13 protein-coding genes and 1 other RNA gene are annotated in these 15,598 nt (G+C 57.1%); 6 read left to right on the top strand and 8 right to left on the bottom strand.

Annotation, left to right across the window (positions count from 1 at the left end; genetic code table 11):
- Positions 1–211: 211 nt before the first annotated feature.
- Positions 212–907: a 7-cyano-7-deazaguanine synthase QueC gene (queC, locus tag SANT_RS15285; RefSeq protein WP_025423140.1), complete on the bottom strand. Its 696-nt coding sequence runs from the start codon at positions 905–907 to the stop codon at positions 212–214.
- 97 nt (positions 908–1,004) lie between these two features.
- Positions 1,005–2,042, bottom strand: coding sequence for a PLP-dependent cysteine synthase family protein (locus tag SANT_RS15280; protein WP_025423139.1), 1,038 nt, complete (start codon positions 2,040–2,042; stop codon positions 1,005–1,007).
- A 521-nt stretch (positions 2,043–2,563) separates the two neighbouring features.
- On the opposite strand from SANT_RS15280, the gene SANT_RS15275 reads away from it, so the two are divergent.
- The 5 genes from SANT_RS15275 (at position 2,564) to SANT_RS15255 (ending at position 8,968) form a co-directional block, all read left to right on the top strand.
- On the top strand, positions 2,564–4,336 hold the full coding sequence (locus SANT_RS15275; RefSeq protein ID WP_025423138.1) for a SmdA family multidrug ABC transporter permease/ATP-binding protein: 1,773 nt from the start codon (positions 2,564–2,566) through the stop codon (positions 4,334–4,336).
- On the top strand, positions 4,320–6,095 hold the full coding sequence (locus SANT_RS15270) for a SmdB family multidrug efflux ABC transporter permease/ATP-binding protein (protein ID WP_025423137.1): 1,776 nt from the start codon (positions 4,320–4,322) through the stop codon (positions 6,093–6,095). The genes SANT_RS15275 and SANT_RS15270 overlap by 17 nt, the downstream gene beginning before the upstream one ends.
- A 392-nt stretch (positions 6,096–6,487) precedes the next feature.
- Entirely contained in the window at positions 6,488–6,826 is a 339-nt protein-coding gene (glnK, locus tag SANT_RS15265; protein WP_002208627.1) for a P-II family nitrogen regulator, read from the top strand.
- Positions 6,827–6,862: 36 nt separating this feature from the next.
- Positions 6,863–8,149, top strand: a complete 1,287-nt coding sequence (gene amtB, locus SANT_RS15260; protein WP_025423136.1) for an ammonium transporter AmtB — start codon at positions 6,863–6,865, stop codon at positions 8,147–8,149.
- Positions 8,150–8,410: 261 nt separating this feature from the next.
- Entirely contained in the window at positions 8,411–8,968 is a 558-nt protein-coding gene (locus SANT_RS15255; protein ID WP_025423135.1) for a YbaY family lipoprotein, read from the top strand.
- Positions 8,969–9,596: 628 nt separating this feature from the next.
- On the opposite strand, the gene SANT_RS15250 is transcribed toward SANT_RS15255, so the two are convergent.
- Complete coding sequence (locus SANT_RS15250) at positions 9,597–9,926, bottom strand: MGMT family protein (protein WP_025423134.1); 330 nt, start codon at positions 9,924–9,926, stop codon at positions 9,597–9,599.
- Positions 9,927–10,127: 201 nt separating this feature from the next.
- Here SANT_RS15250 and ffs point away from each other — a divergent pair.
- Positions 10,128–10,224, top strand: an RNA gene (ffs, locus tag SANT_RS23520) — signal recognition particle sRNA small type.
- Between the two features lie 492 nt (positions 10,225–10,716).
- On the opposite strand, the gene SANT_RS15245 is transcribed toward ffs, so the two are convergent.
- From SANT_RS15245 to SANT_RS15225, 5 genes are all read right to left on the bottom strand, one after another.
- Positions 10,717–10,920 (bottom strand): HHA domain-containing protein, encoded by a 204-nt coding sequence (locus tag SANT_RS15245; protein WP_011410544.1) that lies wholly within the window; start codon positions 10,918–10,920, stop codon positions 10,717–10,719.
- A gap of 46 nt (positions 10,921–10,966) precedes the next feature.
- Positions 10,967–11,326, bottom strand: coding sequence for an Hha toxicity modulator TomB (gene tomB / locus SANT_RS15240; RefSeq protein WP_025246875.1), 360 nt, complete (start codon positions 11,324–11,326; stop codon positions 10,967–10,969).
- Positions 11,327–11,852: 526 nt separating this feature from the next.
- The gene (ykgO, locus tag SANT_RS15235; RefSeq protein WP_025423133.1) at positions 11,853–11,993 is read right to left on the bottom strand and encodes a type B 50S ribosomal protein L36; all 141 of its coding nucleotides are present in this window, start codon (positions 11,991–11,993) and stop codon (positions 11,853–11,855) included.
- 20 nt (positions 11,994–12,013) lie between these two features.
- Positions 12,014–12,271: a type B 50S ribosomal protein L31 gene (locus tag SANT_RS15230; RefSeq protein ID WP_025246874.1), complete on the bottom strand. Its 258-nt coding sequence runs from the start codon at positions 12,269–12,271 to the stop codon at positions 12,014–12,016.
- Positions 12,272–12,422: 151 nt separating this feature from the next.
- The gene (locus SANT_RS15225; RefSeq protein ID WP_025423132.1) at positions 12,423–15,587 is read right to left on the bottom strand and encodes an efflux RND transporter permease subunit; all 3,165 of its coding nucleotides are present in this window, start codon (positions 15,585–15,587) and stop codon (positions 12,423–12,425) included.
- Positions 15,588–15,598 lie beyond the last annotated feature (11 nt).

The raw sequence follows: 15,598 nt of genomic DNA, 5'->3' as shown, positions 1-15,598 counted from the left end.
GCCGCTTGGCTGGGTCTGATGGCGCAGGGGTATTAGATGCTCAGCGCCGCTTGGCTGGGTCTGATGGCGCAGGGGTATTAGATGCTGAGCGCCGTTTGGCTGGGTCTGATGGCGCAGGGGAATTAACTGCGAGCCTGCTTGCTGGGTCTGACCGCAGCGATATCAGATGCTCAAGGCCGCTTGGCTAGGGCGGTGCGGGAGCATGGCGCTTTCAGCGCAGGCCGGTTTTAGCTTTCAGTGAAGCCATCACCGCCTGCGGCTGCGCGCGATACGCCGCAAGCCCGCGCGCGCGTAAATGGCAGGCTGCGCACTGTCCACAGCCATCACCTTTGATGCCGTTGTAGCAGGTCAGCGTATCCTGCCGCACCCTTTCAAGTTGATGGTAATAATCCGCCAGCGCCCAGGTTTCAGCCTTGTCCAGCCACATTAGCGGCGTGACGAATTGCAATTCGCGCGCCATACCAAGATTGACCGCGTGGTTCAGCGCTTTGATAAAGTCGTCGCGGCAATCGGGATAACCGGAGAAATCCGTCTCGCACACGCCGGTGATGACCGCGTCCGCCTCGACCTGATAGGCGTAGATGGCGGCCAGCGTCAAAAACAGGATGTTGCGACCGGGCACAAAGGTGCTGGGCAGACCATCGGGCGTGTCCTCGTAGCCCGGAACCGGAATGTTGTCGCGGGTGAGGCTGCTGACCGCCAGCGCATTAAGCAGGCCGGCGTCGATCACCTTGTGCGCCCGCGCGCCCAACTGTATCGCCAGCTCGCGGGCGACGGTAATTTCCGCCCGATGGCGCTGGCCATAATCGAAGGTAACGCAATGGACTTCGTCGTACTGATTTAAGGCCTGGATAAGGCAGGTGGTTGAATCCTGCCCGCCGCTAAACACCACCACCGCTCGTTTCATCTGTTACCTTCACTCTTCATGGCAAAGGGTATAGGGTACTGTCTCTGCCTGCGGATGAACAGTAGCGGGCGGCGAAGATTGCGGCGGTTGTTTGCCGTTACAGGTTTTCCAGCTCAATCTGCCACGGACGAATATCGCCGATATGTTCCTTCACCCATGTCGGCTGATAGTAAGTATCGCTATAGCGTTCGCCGCCGTCGCATAATAACGTGACGATGGCCCCCGCTTCGCCGGCGGCGCGCATACGTTTGGCCAATTGCAGCGCGCCCCACATGTTGGTGCCGGTAGAGCCACCCACGCGGCGGCCGAGCAGCGGTTCCAGCCACCCTAGCGTGGCGATGCTGGCCCCGTCGGGCACGGTCATCATTTCATCGATCACATCAGGGATAAACGACGGCTCGACCCGGGGCCGGCCAATACCTTCAATACGGCTGGGCCGATTATGGGTCAGTTCGGGATCGCGCTGGCGAAAAAATGCATGGAACACGGAATTTTCCGGGTCGACGACCATCAAACGAGTCGGGTGGCCCTGATAGCGGATATAACGTCCAAGCGTCGCAGAGGTGCCGCCGGTACCGGCGCTCATCACCATCCAGGACGGCTGCGGAAACGGCTCGCGTGCCAGCTGGCGCCAAATGCTTTCGGCAATATTATTATTTCCCCGCCAGTCGGTAGCCCGTTCGGCGTAGGTAAACTGATCCATATAATGGCCGTTTTGCTCGCGCGCCAGCCGTTTCGCCTCATCGTAAATCAATCCGCCGTGGCTGACGAAATGACAGCGGCCGCCGTGATGCTCGATTTGCTCGATTTTTCGCCGCGCGGTACATTCCGGCACCACGGCAATAAAAGGCAGGCCAAGCAGGCGGGCGAAATAGGCTTCGGACACGGCGGTGCTGCCGGATGATGCTTCAATAATAGGCATGCCCTGACGGATCCAGCCGTTACAAAGCCCGTAGAGAAACAACGATCGGGCGAGCCGATGCTTTAGGCTGCCGGAAGGGTGGGTGCTCTCATCTTTTAGGTAGAAGATAATATTGGGAAAGGCCGGCAACGTAAGCCGGATTAAATGGGTATCCGCCGAGCGCTGGAAGTCGCTCGCTATCTCGTTAACCGCCCGTGCTGCCCATGACGACATGACTCATGTCCTTATTGGTAATTTAAACCTAGCCTAACCGCAATAGCGGAAAAAGGGTTTGCTATTTATTGCATCATTATCATAATTTGGAGAAATAATTTCTCTTTTATCGCCATAAAAAGAGAATATATTATCTGGTGATCGCGGCGTAAATTCTAGTGATAAATTACCACGCCGGCTTAATCGTCATCCGGTCAATTAGCCATTCAACCCATCGTCCATTCGACCCGTTGGCCAATCACACCATCGGCATAACACCATTCAACTATTCGACAAGTTGCCTTATCGGCCCGTTAGCCGTTTGAGCAATTGACCCTTCAGCCATTTGGCCATTTAACCTTTCGGCCACTGAATCACCACTCCCTGCGGTGAGGGCGATAACAGCGCCGCGCCCCCATGGCTTTCGGTCCCCGCCAGGGTTGAACCAGCATAAATTTCTTAATCACGGTATAATACGGCCACAATAGCGCCTGGCGCTCGGCGCGGCTGTCCGGCCCTTTTTATTTTTGGAATAACGCCTCGTGAGATTATTTGCACAATTAGGATGGTTTTTTCGCCGCGAGTGGCGGCAATACCTGGGTGCTGTGACATTACTGATCATTATCGCGCTATTGCAATTAGTGCCGCCGCGGCTGGTGGGGATGATTATCGATAGCGTGGTGGCCGGCAACGCCAGCGGGCGGCGTCTCGCGCTGTGGCTAGGGGTGATGGTCTTTACCGCGGTGCTGGTCTATGGGCTGCGCTATGTCTGGCGAGTATTATTATTTGGCGCCGCATACCGGCTGGCGGTAGAACTGCGCGACCGGCTTTACCAGTTGCTGAGCCGGCAATTGCCGGGCTTTTATCTGCGCCATCGTACCGGCGATTTGATGGCGCGCGCCACCAATGATGTGGACCGCGTGGTCCTCGCCGCCGGTGAAGGGGTGCTGACGCTGGTGGATTCACTGGTGATGGGCTGCTCGGTATTGTTGGTGATGAGTTTGCAAATCAGCTGGCAACTGACGCTGTTGGCGCTGTTGCCGATGCCGATAATGGCGGTGCTCATCAAGCGGGACGGCCAGCGCCTGCATCAGCGCTTTCGCGTGGCGCAGGCGGCGTTCTCCTCGCTCAACAACCAGGCGCAGGAAAATCTGACCAGCATTCGGATGATCAAGGCGTTCGGTCTGGAACAGCATCAGTCGGCGCGTTTCGCCGCCGTCGCCGCGGAGGCCGGTGATAAAAACATGCGCGTGGCCCGGGTAGATGCCCGCTTCGACCCGACTATTTACCTGGCGGTAGGGTTATCAAATTTGCTGGCGGTCGGCGGCGGCAGCTGGCTGGTGCTGCGTGGCGCCATGACGCTCGGTCAACTGACCAGCTTTATCATGTATCTCGGGCTGATGATCTGGCCCATGCTCGCCCTTGCCTGGATGTTCAATATTGTCGAGCGCGGCAGCGCGGCCTACAGTCGCATCCGCCAGACGTTGGAAGAGGGGCCAGAAGTCGAGGATGGCGCGTTATCTCTTCCCGCGGGGCGGGGAACGTTGAGGGTGGCGATTAATGCCTTTCGTTACCCCCACGCTAAAGAGCATGCGTTACAGGATATACATCTGACGCTGGCGCCCGGGCAGATGCTGGGCGTGTGCGGCCCTACCGGCGCCGGCAAAAGCACGCTACTGGCGCTAATCCTGCGGCAGTTTGACGTCAGCGAAGGGGAGATACGCTTTCACGATCTGCCTTTGACCGCGCTGGCGCTCGATCAATGGCGCAGTCGGCTGGCGGTGGTGAGCCAGACGCCTTTTTTGTTTTCTGACAGCGTGGCCAGCAATATCGCCCTTGGCCGGCCGGACGCCACGGCGGAGCAGATCGAAGAGGCGGCACGGTTGGCCTGCATACATGACGACATACTGCGTCTTGCTAAGGGGTACCAGACAGAGGTCGGGGAACGCGGCGTTATGCTGTCCGGCGGGCAGAAACAGCGTCTGGCGATTGCCCGAGCGCTCTTGCTGGAGGCGGAAATTCTCGTCCTGGATGACGCGTTATCGGCGGTTGACGGGCGTACCGAACATAGCATATTGCATAATCTGCGTCGCTGGGGTGTCCACCGAACGGTGATCATTACCGCGCACCGGCTGTCGGCGCTGCAGGGTGCGAGCGAGATCCTGGTGCTTAAACAGGGCCGCATCGGCCAGCGCGGCGATCACGCCGCGCTGCTGCACCAGCCGGGCTGGTACCGGGATATGTACCGCTACCAGCAGTTGGAAGCCGCCCTCGAACAGGAACCCAAGGAGGCGGGCGATGCGCAGCTGGACTAGCCTTTGGCCCCCCCTTAAACGGCTACTCGCCTATGGCCGGCCCTACCGCAGGCCGTTGACGTTGGCGGCTCTGATGTTATGGCTAGCGGCAGCGGCGGAAGTCGCCGGACCGATAGTCATTAGCTATTTCATCGACCATATTCTGCCCGAGAAAGTCCTGCCGCCCTGGACGGTGGCCGGTCTGGTGGCGATTTTCCTCGCGCTACAGGTGCTGTCGGCGGCGCTGCGCTATTACCAGGCGCTGTTATTCAACCGCACCGCGTTAAGCGTCGTGCAGCAGTTGAGAACGGAAGTCATGGATGCCGCGCTGCGCCAGCCGTTAGGCGTATTCGATACTCAGCCGGTAGGGCAGCTCATTTCCAGGGTGACCAACGATACCGAAGTGGTGAAAGATCTGTACGTCACGGTGGTGGCCTCCGTGCTGCGCAGCGTGGCGTTAATCAGCGCCATGCTGGTGGCGATGTTTTTGCTGGACTGGCGGCTGGCGAGTATCTCGCTGGTGCTGTTTCCAGTGGTCATTGTGGTGATGTGGCTGTATCAGCATTACAGCACGCCAATCGTGCGGCGGATGCGGGCCTATGTCGCCGATATCAATGATGGTTTTAATGAAGCCATCAACGGGATGGGGGTAATTCAGCAATTCCGCCAGCAGCGGCGTTTCGGCGACAAGCTACAGCGGGCAAGCCACGCCCACTTCCAAACCCGTATGGCGACGCTACGGCTGGAGGGCTATCTGCTGCGCCCGCTGCTCAGCCTGCTGTTTGCGCTGATATTGTGCGGCATGCTGCTGCTGTTTGGGCTAAGTCCGCGCGGGGCGATAGGTGTGGGGGTGCTTTACGCCTTCATCAATTACCTCGGCCGGCTCAACGAGCCGCTGATTGAGCTGACATCCCAGCAGTCCATCATGCAGCAGGCGGCGGTCGCGGGAGAACGTATCTTTGAACTGATGGACGGTCCCGCGCAACGGTACGGCACGGATGATGTTTCCCTGAGCGGTGGCGCCATCGAATTGCGCCACCTGCACTTTGCCTATCGCCAGGGATCGCCGGTGTTGCGCGACATTTCGCTAATGGCGCCGGCGAAAAGTTTTATCGCCCTGGTGGGGCATACCGGCAGCGGCAAGAGTACCCTGGCCAGCCTGATGATGGGCTACTATCCGGTCAGCGCGGGGACGCTGTTACTGGACGGCCGGCCCATAGAGACTCTTAGCCATCGCGTCTTGCGCCAGGGGGTGGCAATGGTGCAGCAAGATCCGGTCGTCATGGCTGACACGGTCTATGGCAACGTCACCCTCGGACGGGAGATAAGCGAACAACAGGTCTGGCGCGCGTTAGAGCAGGTGCAACTGGCGGCGCTGGTACGCTCGCTACCGGGGGGAGTGTTCGCCGAACTGGGTGAACAGGGCAACACTTTGTCGGTCGGGCAAAAGCAATTGCTGGCTCTGGCGCGGGTGCTGGTGTCCACGCCGGCGGTATTGATTCTCGATGAGGCCACCGCCAATATCGATTCCGGTACTGAACAGGCGATTGCCCGCGCGCTGGTGGCGGTGCGGCGCCATACGACGCTGGTGGTCATAGCCCACCGGCTGTCGACGGTGGTCGAGGCGGATCAAATCCTGGTGCTGCATCGGGGCGAGGCGGTGGAGCGGGGCACCCATGCCGCCCTGCTGCAGGCGCGAGGCCGCTATTATCGAATGTATCAGCTGCAGCAGGCGGGACAGGCGCTGCGCGCCGACGCGCCCCAGGCATTGCCCGGTTAAGGCCGGGCCGCCGGCTTAGCGATACCTTTACCCTTTCGCCGCCGTGCGGCAATAACATTTGCCTTTATCCCTCAGGCGCCACGATTTCCCCTCGCCGTTTCGTCATCGTAAGCGCCAATGGGATGCCCATTCGCCGCGGTACGCACTGCGAGTGGGCATTTGTGTGCCAAATTTGTGACAGACGCACCGTTTTTTAGCATCAGGCACCTGTTTGGTGCATTTCCCTTTATATGGCCTTGCTTTTTTGATCCCTCCCTCTAACTCGCGACAGGCAGTTGCCATAGGAATAGCCTGCTAACGGTAAATTTTTATGTCAAAACATTTGTGGCACATGCTTTGCTTTAATTGGGCGTAGTGGTCGCGAGTCGGGACTTAATTTTCGAGGGGTACATATGAAGCTGGTAACCGTGGTGATTAAGCCATTTAAATTGGAAGATGTGCGTGAAGCGCTCTCCTCTGTGGGAATTCAGGGGCTGACGGTCACTGAAGTGAAGGGATTTGGGCGTCAGAAAGGCCATGCCGAGCTTTATCGCGGCGCCGAGTACAGCGTAAATTTCCTGCCAAAAGTGAAAATCGATATCGCTATCGCTGACGATCAGCTTGATGAAGTGATTGATGTCATCAGCAAGGCGGCCTATACCGGCAAAATCGGCGACGGCAAGATTTTTGTTGCTGAACTTCAGCGGGTTATTCGCATTCGTACCGGCGAAACCGACGAAGCGGCACTTTAACGACATGCGCTATTTGTAGATAGGGATGAATAAAAAATGAAGAAACTTGTCTCACTCACCGCTTTAGGCGCTGCGGCCCTCTTGCCGTCCTGGGCCATGGCTGCGGCACCCGCAGTCGACAAGGCCGACAATGCCTTTATGATGATAAGCACCGCGCTGGTGCTGTTCATGACGCTTCCGGGGATAGCGCTGTTTTACGGCGGTCTGCTGCGCGGAAAAAACGTGCTGTCAATGCTGACGCAGGTTGCGGTCACTTTTGCGCTGGTCTGTGTGCTATGGATGATTTACGGCTACTCGTTGACGTTCGGTACCGGTAATGCCTTCTTCGGCGATTTCAGCATGATCATGCTTAAAAGCATCGGCGTGACCGCACTGACCGGCAGTTTCTATCAGCTGATTCATGTCGCGTTTCAGTGCTCCTTCGCCTGCATTACCGTTGGCCTGATCGTCGGCGCGCTGGCGGAGCGTATCCGCTTCTCGGCGGTGCTGATTTTCGTGCTGGTGTGGCTGACTTTCTCCTATCTGCCCATGGCGCATATGGTATGGGCGGGGGGTTACCTGGCCTCTTTGGGCGCTTTGGACTTCGCCGGCGGTACCGTGGTGCATATTAACGCCGCCAGCGCCGGGCTGGTGGGGGCTTACTTGTTGGGCAAACGCGCCGGTTTTGGAAAAGAAGCGTTCAAACCTCATAACTTGCCGATGGTATTTACCGGCACCGCTATCCTGTACGTCGGCTGGTTCGGCTTCAACGCCGGCTCCGCCAGCGCCGCCAACGAAATCGCCGGCCTGGCCTTTATCAACACCGTCATGGCCACCGCCGGCGCCATCCTTTCCTGGGTGTTTGTCGAGTGGATGCTGCGCGGTAAACCATCGTTGTTGGGTGCGTGCTCAGGCTGTATCGCCGGTCTGGTCGCCATTACACCGGCTGCCGGTACCGTCGGCGTTGGCGGTGCACTGGTCATCGGCCTGGTGGGTGGCGTCGCCGGTCTGTGGGGCGTGGTTACCTTGAAGAAATGGCTGAAAGTGGATGACGTGTGCGATGTCTTTGGCGTACACGGCGTCTGCGGTATCGTCGGCTGTCTCCTGACAGGGGTATTCTCCTCCGCGTCGCTGGGCGGCACCGGTTATGCTGAAGGGGTCACCATGGGCCACCAGGTGTGGGTGCAGCTCATCAGCGTGATCGTATGCCTGATCTGGTCTGGCGTGGTGGCGTTTATCGGCTTCAAAATCGCCGATATGATGGTGGGCCTGCGCGTGTCCGAGGAGCAAGAGCGCGAAGGTTTGGACGTCAACAGCCACGGCGAGAATGCCTACAACCCCTAATCGCGGGCATTAACCGTTCCGTGCTACCGACAGAACGGGTGCCAATCCAGCGGGAGCGCTTAGCGCTCCCGCTTTTTTATGGCTGCCGGCCCTTCGGTCAGGCGGCGGACGGCAGAAAATCCTCCTTAACCCGGCGACAGGAAATTTCCGGGATCTTGTGCCATGATTAAAGCATTGGGTGGTACGAACCACCATCGCATTCGCCACAATCTGTACCACGGTGGTGAAGGTCCGGCAAATAATAAGAAGGAGAAGCGAAAGATGAAACTCTGGCAAATCATTGCGGGTGTCGCTCTGGGCGCCACATTGGCAGGATGCGCGGATAAAAGCGCCAACATTCCCACCCCCGCGTTTAAAGCGCCGGGCACCGCCCAGCAGGGCGCCATCAGCCAGCCGGCGGTCAGCGGTACGGTGTATATCCGCCAGCGCATCGCGCTGCCGCCTAACGCGGCGTTGACGGTCACGCTATCCGATGCCACGATTCCTGATACCCCGTCTAAAGTCATCGCGCAGCGCGTGGTGCGCACGGACGGCAAGCAGGCTCCGTTCAGCTTCGTATTGCCGTTTAATCCCTCGGATATTCAGCCCAATGCCCGTATCCTGTTAAGTGCCGCCATTACGGTTGATGGCCGCGTAGTGATGATCACCGAGCAGGTAAAAATGGCGGTCACCCAAGGCGGAACGCGCCACGATTTGATCTTGGTACCGGTTGAGTCGGTGGCCTTGCCGACGCAAACGCAACCCGCTACCACGGTGCCGTCAAGTTCGCCGACGCAGGTGACACCCTCGAATAGCATCCCGGCGCCGACGTCCTTTTAACGGCTATCCGACAGCGGCCGCGCGTCCTGGCGGCCTTGGTCCGAATGGCCGCTTCTGGCGGCCTTCTTCATAATGCCTATTTCCGGCGGCCGTCGTAATAATGCCTGCTCCCGGAGGCCCTCCTCCCAATGCCTTCTACCGATGGCCGTTTTCTCAATGCCTGTTGCCGGTGGCTGTTTTCTCAATGCCTGCTTCCGGCGACCGCAATACCGAGGGTCGCTTCCGGCGACCGTCATTCCTACGGCCGCTTCACGGCGGCCGTCATTGTTAAGGCGACATCTGGCGACCGTCACTCCCGTGGTCGCTTCTGGTAACCATGCTCCCAACGGCCGCTGCCAACGACGAGGCGTGCCCAGGGCGGCCTGCGTTCCCCGTGGCTGCGGTGATAAATCGTGGCACTGGCGGCGCTCGCGCTGCACAGGCCCAGACGCCCATCAAGAACGCGCGGTAACGCCCCGTACCACCACGGCGATGGGATAAGAGCTGCTGGATTATGCCGGTCCCTAAAGCGCGGCTACAGCGCTTGTCGGCGGGGCCTATGCAGGCCCATCAGAGAGAGTGGGGTGAGAACGGCCTATTTCATCCCGTGGTGAAAACGTCAAGGCGATAGGCGGCTGGCGATAAGCGCTTAATCGCCGTCTTCTGGACGCCACCGGCAGCGGGCGAGATCAAACCGGCCGCTGTCTTGTAACAACAGCCCTTCGGCCTGTAGCACCCTGAGCTGGCGGTAGAAATCCTCGCCGCTTAGCGAGATAGCGCCGTGACGATTTACCACTCGATGCCAGGGGAGTTTGCTGCCCTCGGGCAGCCGGCTCAATAGCCCGCCGACTTGCCGGGCGGCGCGCGGTGCGCCGGCCAGACGCGCCACATCACCATAGGTGGTTAATCGGCCATAAGGGATGGCGGCCACGATCTGATAAACGCGCTGACGAAAATTATCGTGAGAGGGATCGGGCATATTTTCAATTCTGCAGTTGAATTCGGCGTGGGAATTATCCTGTCACATTTAGCCCGGCGACCGCAACCGTCGGCGGTGAAGCGTTACGTGTGAAACATATTGGATAAGAAAACGGCGCTTAAACCGCCCTGGCTTGCAATTACCCAAGCCTTAATTGATAATGCCCCGCGCTCGTTTGAAACGAGCCGTCAATGGAGGCCCCGTGGGTGCTCTCGCAACACTACCCTGTGAACTCGGTCAGGTCCGGAAGGAAGCAGCCGCAGCAGGCGACGTGTGTGCCGGGATGTCGCTGGCGGGGCCTCCACCCAATTCAGCCCGCATTCATCTTGCTCTTCCTTGAACCTCCCCGCCCGCGGCGCCGAGGTTATCCTCCCTTTACCGGGAAATAAGCGGTGGTTTTTCCGCAATTGTCCTTTATTAATGACGTGCCGAAATCGTATCTGCCGGTCAGTACATTCCCGTCCGGCACCTGTAAAAATACAATCGTACGAAATAACGCCAAGGCCGCCCCGCAAAAATGAGGGAAATCCGACGCAATAAGCACTTGACATCACCGCTTGGGACCTGCGCTTGGAGAAGACCAATAATGTTATTAACCAGTATGATAACGCACTGGCCATTTACATCCGCGTCGCGCGCCAGACAATAGGAGGTTAACCTGACGTCAATGGCGCGAAAAAGAACGGTTATCAGCAGGGGCAAGCAATAGGTTATTTAATTGCCGGAGGGCAAAAAATGGTATTAATAGTCATGTTTATTAACACTAACATTATGTTTAGAATAATCAGTTTTAGCGTACATACTTCCAGACAGAAACTGGAACTTTGTCGTACAGCTTGTTCATGGTCAGTTCCGCCAGGCGATGATCGGCGGCGGAATTGAATATCTCCAGTTCGTCATCAGACAGTTCATATTTGTTTTTTTCAATCACACGCTCGAGGGTTTCCAGCGTTCGGCACTTCCTCAAGCGCATTAAATAGTCGATCTTTTTCATTTTTACCTTTTTGTACAGTCAGTTGAACGGGTGTGTTACTACTTTCTCAGGTTGTACAGAGCTCTGTCTCCGAGAATGTTCCGAATAAACGCCTGCGGCTGCGACGCCAGCGCTGGATATCGTAATTATTGATGCCATAGCTACTGAACAGGGTAAAAGTATCGTCTAAAAAGGTTTCAACCTGATCGGTAAGCTCACTTTCATTATGGTATTTAAGTTTGAAGATGACAATATTCGCCGCTATGTGCTCAATTAATTCGTTAAGCTGCAAATTGACGGCGGAACTTGGGTCATTTACCCAACCATGATAGCTGTCACCCAGACTGGCAATGCCTTCATCATAGAGATTTTCACACAGGTATTTCAATTGCGCAATATCGTAGCGTTTGGGTGAATACTCATCCATATCAGCCCTCCTAACACATAGCAATTGCAGTAATCTTAAAACCCGGCTGGGGACATGGATCGATACCCACTGCTCAATTCGCCCATTCCAGATTAAAGATAGGATATTTTGGGCGGTTTGGCATCCCATGCTTACATTAACTTACAGTCCCTGAGTCATAGCCAGCCGTGACAGCAGGGCTCAGGTAAACAGCGTTGGGATGGGAGTCTCAGCGTTCTCTCATTGCCGGCGTGCTGGTGCGGAATGAAACGGTACGGCTGAATTACTTTTATCAGTGCTGATGCATGATGGATACTTTAAAATTAGCAGACATGTCGGATAAATAAAAGAGTGTTTTCTTCTTATTCACTCAAATACAATATTTATTTACAAATATGCGTAAATCCCCGCATTTCTCCTACCCTAATCATGCCTATACCGTTTCCCGCCCCGACGACACAAATAAAAAGAAAAGCGCCGAAGGTATTCCCTCGGCGCAGCTGTACTGTCTTTCTGTCCCGGCCCCGGTCGCCCAGCGCCATAATTGTCAGCGGCGTGTTTTGCGTCCCTGTACCGCCTTGAAGCGGGGGTTGGATTTGCATATGACATACACGCGCCCGCGCCGGCGAACAATCTGGCAGTCGGGATGGCGCGATTTGGCGCTCTTGAGGGAACTTAATACCTGCATCTGCTGGTTTCTCCTGAAGGTTAACCTTGTTGACCGAGGAAACGGCCAAAGCGTTGATTAAAGCGCGCGGTACTCCCGTCTTTGGCTACCGTACGCTGCTTCCCGGTGTAATAGGGATGCGACGCGCTGGAGACGTCGAGAGTGACATAGGGATAGGTCGCCCCCTCGTATTCCACAGAGCGCGTGGTGGCGATGGTCGAACCGACTTTGAAGTAGACGTTGGCCGTGGTGTCGTGAAAAACCACCTGACGATAAACGGGATGAATAGCGGGTTTCATCATGCTGCTCCTAATTGTAATGTTATAACATATTAATTATAGCGTCAGGAAAGACATTATACAATCGCCGGGCGGAGGATCGTCTCGGCCCGCTAGACATGAAAAAGGGCCGCAATAGCGGCCCTGGTGTGAGGGGATGACGACGTCGCGCTTACGGCCGCGGCGGCGGGTTATCCACGGGATGTCCATGTTCCAGTTCGTCCTGATGGCCCTTCTTACCGAAGCGGCGGCGTACCACCACGAAGAACACAGGTACGAAGAAAATGGCCAACAGGGTAGCGGTAACCATCCCGCCCATGACGCCGGTACCGACCGCGTTTTGCGAGCCTGAGCCGGCACCGGTGCTGATCGCCAATGGCAATACGCCGAGAATGAAGGCCAGCGAGGTCATCAGAATCGGTCGTAAACGCATACGTACCGCTTCCAAAGTGGCTTCTACCAGTCCTTTGCCTTCCTTCTCCATCAGATCCTTGGCGAATTCCACGATCAATATGGCGTTTTTGGCCGACAATCCGATGGTGGTCAGCAGACCAACCTGGAAGTAAACGTCATTGTTTAAACCGCGTAGCGTCGCCGCCAGCAGGGCGCCGATAACCCCCAGCGGTACCACCAGCATGACCGAGAACGGAATAGACCAGCTCTCATACAGCGCCGCCAGGCATAAGAACACCACGATGAGCGATATCGCATACAGCGACGGGGCCTGATTGCCGGATAACCGTTCCTGGTAGGACATGCCGGTCCAGTCGTAACCGATTCCCGTCGGCAGTTTGCCCGCCAGTTGCTCCATCAATGCCATGGCTTCACCGGTACTCTTACCGGGTGCGGCTTCCCCCTGGATCTCCATCGACGGCAGCCCGTTATAGCGCTCCAGACGCGGCGAACCGTACTGCCAGCGTGAGGTCGTGACCGCCGATAAGGGCACCATTTGGTTATCCGAACCGCGTACATACCAGTTATTGATATCCTGCGGCAGCATACGGTAGGGCGCATCACCCTGGACATAGACCTTCTTCACGCGGCCGCGGTCAATGAAGTCATTAACATAGCTGCCGCCGAGCGCCGCACCGATGGTGGTGTTGATATCCGACAGCGAAACGCCCAGCGCTTCGGCTTTCTCGTGATCGACATCCAGCTTGTATTCGGGGGTATCTTCCAGACCGTTGGGCCTGACGCCCTGCAACACATCAGGATGCTGCGCCACCATCCCCAGCAGCTGATTGCGCGCCGCGGTTAGCTGTTCATGCCCCAGATTGTTCTCATCGATAAGCTCAAAGTCGAAACCGGTTGCAGTCCCCAGTTCGACGATCGCGGGCAGGTTAAACGCCAGCACGATGCCGTCTTTGATCTTGGAGAACGCCTGGTTGGCGCGGGCGGTAATCGCGGGCACTTTGTTGTCTGCCCCGGAACGCTCACCCCAGTCCTTCAGGCTGACGAACACGATACCGGAGTTCTGCCCCCGGCCGGCGAAACCAAAGCCGTTGACCGTGAACACCGACCTGACATTGTCTTTTTCGTTGTTCAGATAATACTGGGTCACCTCATCCAGCACTTTCTGGGTGCGCTCCTGGGTGGCGCCCGCCGGCAGCAGCGTCATTGTCAGGAAGACGCCCTGATCCTCATCCGGCAGGAACGAGGTGGGCAGGCGAATAAACAGTAACGCCATACCCACCACAATCAGCAGATAAATCAACAAATAGCGGCCGGTGCTGTTTAAGATGTGGCCGATGCTGTCGGTATAGTGGTGGGTACTCTGGTCGAACTTTTTATTAAACCAGCCGAAAAAGCCGGTGGTTTTGCCGTGATCGCCTTTTTTAATGGGCTTGAGCAGGGTGGCGCACAGCGCCGGGGTCAGAATCAGCGCCACGATAACCGACAAGATCATTGCCGAAACGATGGTGATAGAGAACTGACGGTAAATAGCGCCGGTCGAGCCGCCGAAAAACGCCATCGGCACAAATACCGCGGAAAGTACCAGCGCGATCCCCACCAGTGCGCCCTGGATCTGACCCATCGATTTCCGCGTGGCCTCAATGGGACTGAGCCCCTCTTCGGCCATGACGCGCTCGACGTTTTCCACCACCACGATGGCGTCATCCACCAGCAGCCCGATGGCGAGCACGCAGGCGAACATCGTCAAGGTGTTAATGGTATAACCAAACGCTCCCAGGATGGCGAATGTCCCCAGCAGAACCACCGGCACCGCGATGGTCGGGATAAGCGTCGCGCGGAAATTCTGCAAGAACAGATACATCACCAGGAACACCAGGATGATGGCTTCCACCAGCGTTTTCACCACCTCGGTGATGGAGATCTTCACAAACGGCGTGGTGTCGTAAGGGTAAACCACTTTCAGCCCGGCGGGGAAGTTGGGCTGCAGCCGCGCCAGTTCCGCTTTAACCGCGTTGGCGGTATCCAGCGCGTTGGCGCCGGTGGCGAGTTTAACCCCCAAACCGGTGGCGGGCTGGCCGTTGATGCGGGCGATAATATCGTAGCTCTCTCCGCCCAGCGCGATGGTCGCCACATCCTTCAGCCGCACCTGCGATCCGTCGGGATTGACTTTCAGCTGGATTTTGCCGAACTCCTCGGCGGTTTTCAGCCGGGTCTGCACGATAATCGAGGCGTTAAGCTGTTGCCCCTTCACCGGCGGCGAACCGCCCAGCTGGCCTGCGGCGATCTGGTTGTTCTGGACCTCCAGCGCGCTGATGACATCCACCGGCGTTAGCTGAAAATTATTTAGCTTATTGGGATCGAGCCAGATACGCATTGCATATTGGGCGCCGAACAATTGCACTTCGCCCACGCCGTTGGTACGGCTTATCGGATCCTTGATGGAGGAACCGACATAATCCGCGATATCTTCCTGGGTCATGTTTTTATCATCGCTGATAAAACCGGCGACCATAAGGAAGCTGGCGCTGGATTTCTGCACCTGTACGCCTTGTTGCTGAACTTCTTGAGGCAACAGCGGCATCGCGAGTTGCAGTTTGTTCTGCACCTGGACCTGGGCGATATCCGGATCGGCACCCGATTCAAAGGTCAGGGTGATGGTGGCGGTGCCGGACGAGTCGCTGTCGGAGGCCATGTACATCAGATGGTCGATGCCGTTCATATTCTGCTCGACTATCTGCGTCACGCTATCTTGCAGCGTTGAGGCGTCCGCCCCGGGATAGGTCGCGGTGATACGGATCGTCGGCGGCGCGATAGCCGGATACTGTTCGATGGGCAGCTTGAGAATCGATAGCGCCCCCGCCAGCATGATGATAATGGCAATCACCCAGGCGAAGATGGGCCGATCGATAAAGTACTTAGACATAAGGGTTACCC

This window comes from Sodalis praecaptivus (assembly GCF_000517425.1).
In the GTDB taxonomy this organism is placed as follows: Bacteria; Pseudomonadota; Gammaproteobacteria; order Enterobacterales; family Enterobacteriaceae; genus Sodalis_A; species Sodalis_A praecaptivus.
The sequence above is the reverse complement of the archived record's forward strand: the minus strand, read 5'-3'. Positions and strand labels throughout refer to the sequence as shown.

What these genes read in the sequence shown, in the direction of transcription:
- amtB (WP_025423136.1), top strand. Translation starts at nt 6,863, where the DNA reads ATGAAGAAACTTGTCTCACTCACCGCTTTAGGCGCTGCGGCCCTCTTG.
- SANT_RS15225 (WP_025423132.1), bottom strand. Translation starts at nt 15,587, where the DNA reads ATGTCTAAGTACTTTATCGATCGGCCCATCTTCGCCTGGGTGATTGCC.
- glnK (WP_002208627.1), top strand. Translation starts at nt 6,488, where the DNA reads ATGAAGCTGGTAACCGTGGTGATTAAGCCATTTAAATTGGAAGATGTG.
- SANT_RS15270 (WP_025423137.1), top strand. Translation starts at nt 4,320, where the DNA reads ATGCGCAGCTGGACTAGCCTTTGGCCCCCCCTTAAACGGCTACTCGCC.
- ykgO (WP_025423133.1), bottom strand. Translation starts at nt 11,993, where the DNA reads ATGCAGGTATTAAGTTCCCTCAAGAGCGCCAAATCGCGCCATCCCGAC.
- SANT_RS15245 (WP_011410544.1), bottom strand. Translation starts at nt 10,920, where the DNA reads ATGAAAAAGATCGACTATTTAATGCGCTTGAGGAAGTGCCGAACGCTG.
- SANT_RS15230 (WP_025246874.1), bottom strand. Translation starts at nt 12,271, where the DNA reads ATGAAACCCGCTATTCATCCCGTTTATCGTCAGGTGGTTTTTCACGAC.
- SANT_RS15280 (WP_025423139.1), bottom strand. Translation starts at nt 2,042, where the DNA reads ATGTCGTCATGGGCAGCACGGGCGGTTAACGAGATAGCGAGCGACTTC.
- SANT_RS15250 (WP_025423134.1), bottom strand. Translation starts at nt 9,926, where the DNA reads ATGCCCGATCCCTCTCACGATAATTTTCGTCAGCGCGTTTATCAGATC.
- tomB (WP_025246875.1), bottom strand. Translation starts at nt 11,326, where the DNA reads ATGGATGAGTATTCACCCAAACGCTACGATATTGCGCAATTGAAATAC.
- queC (WP_025423140.1), bottom strand. Translation starts at nt 907, where the DNA reads ATGAAACGAGCGGTGGTGGTGTTTAGCGGCGGGCAGGATTCAACCACC.
- SANT_RS15255 (WP_025423135.1), top strand. Translation starts at nt 8,411, where the DNA reads ATGAAACTCTGGCAAATCATTGCGGGTGTCGCTCTGGGCGCCACATTG.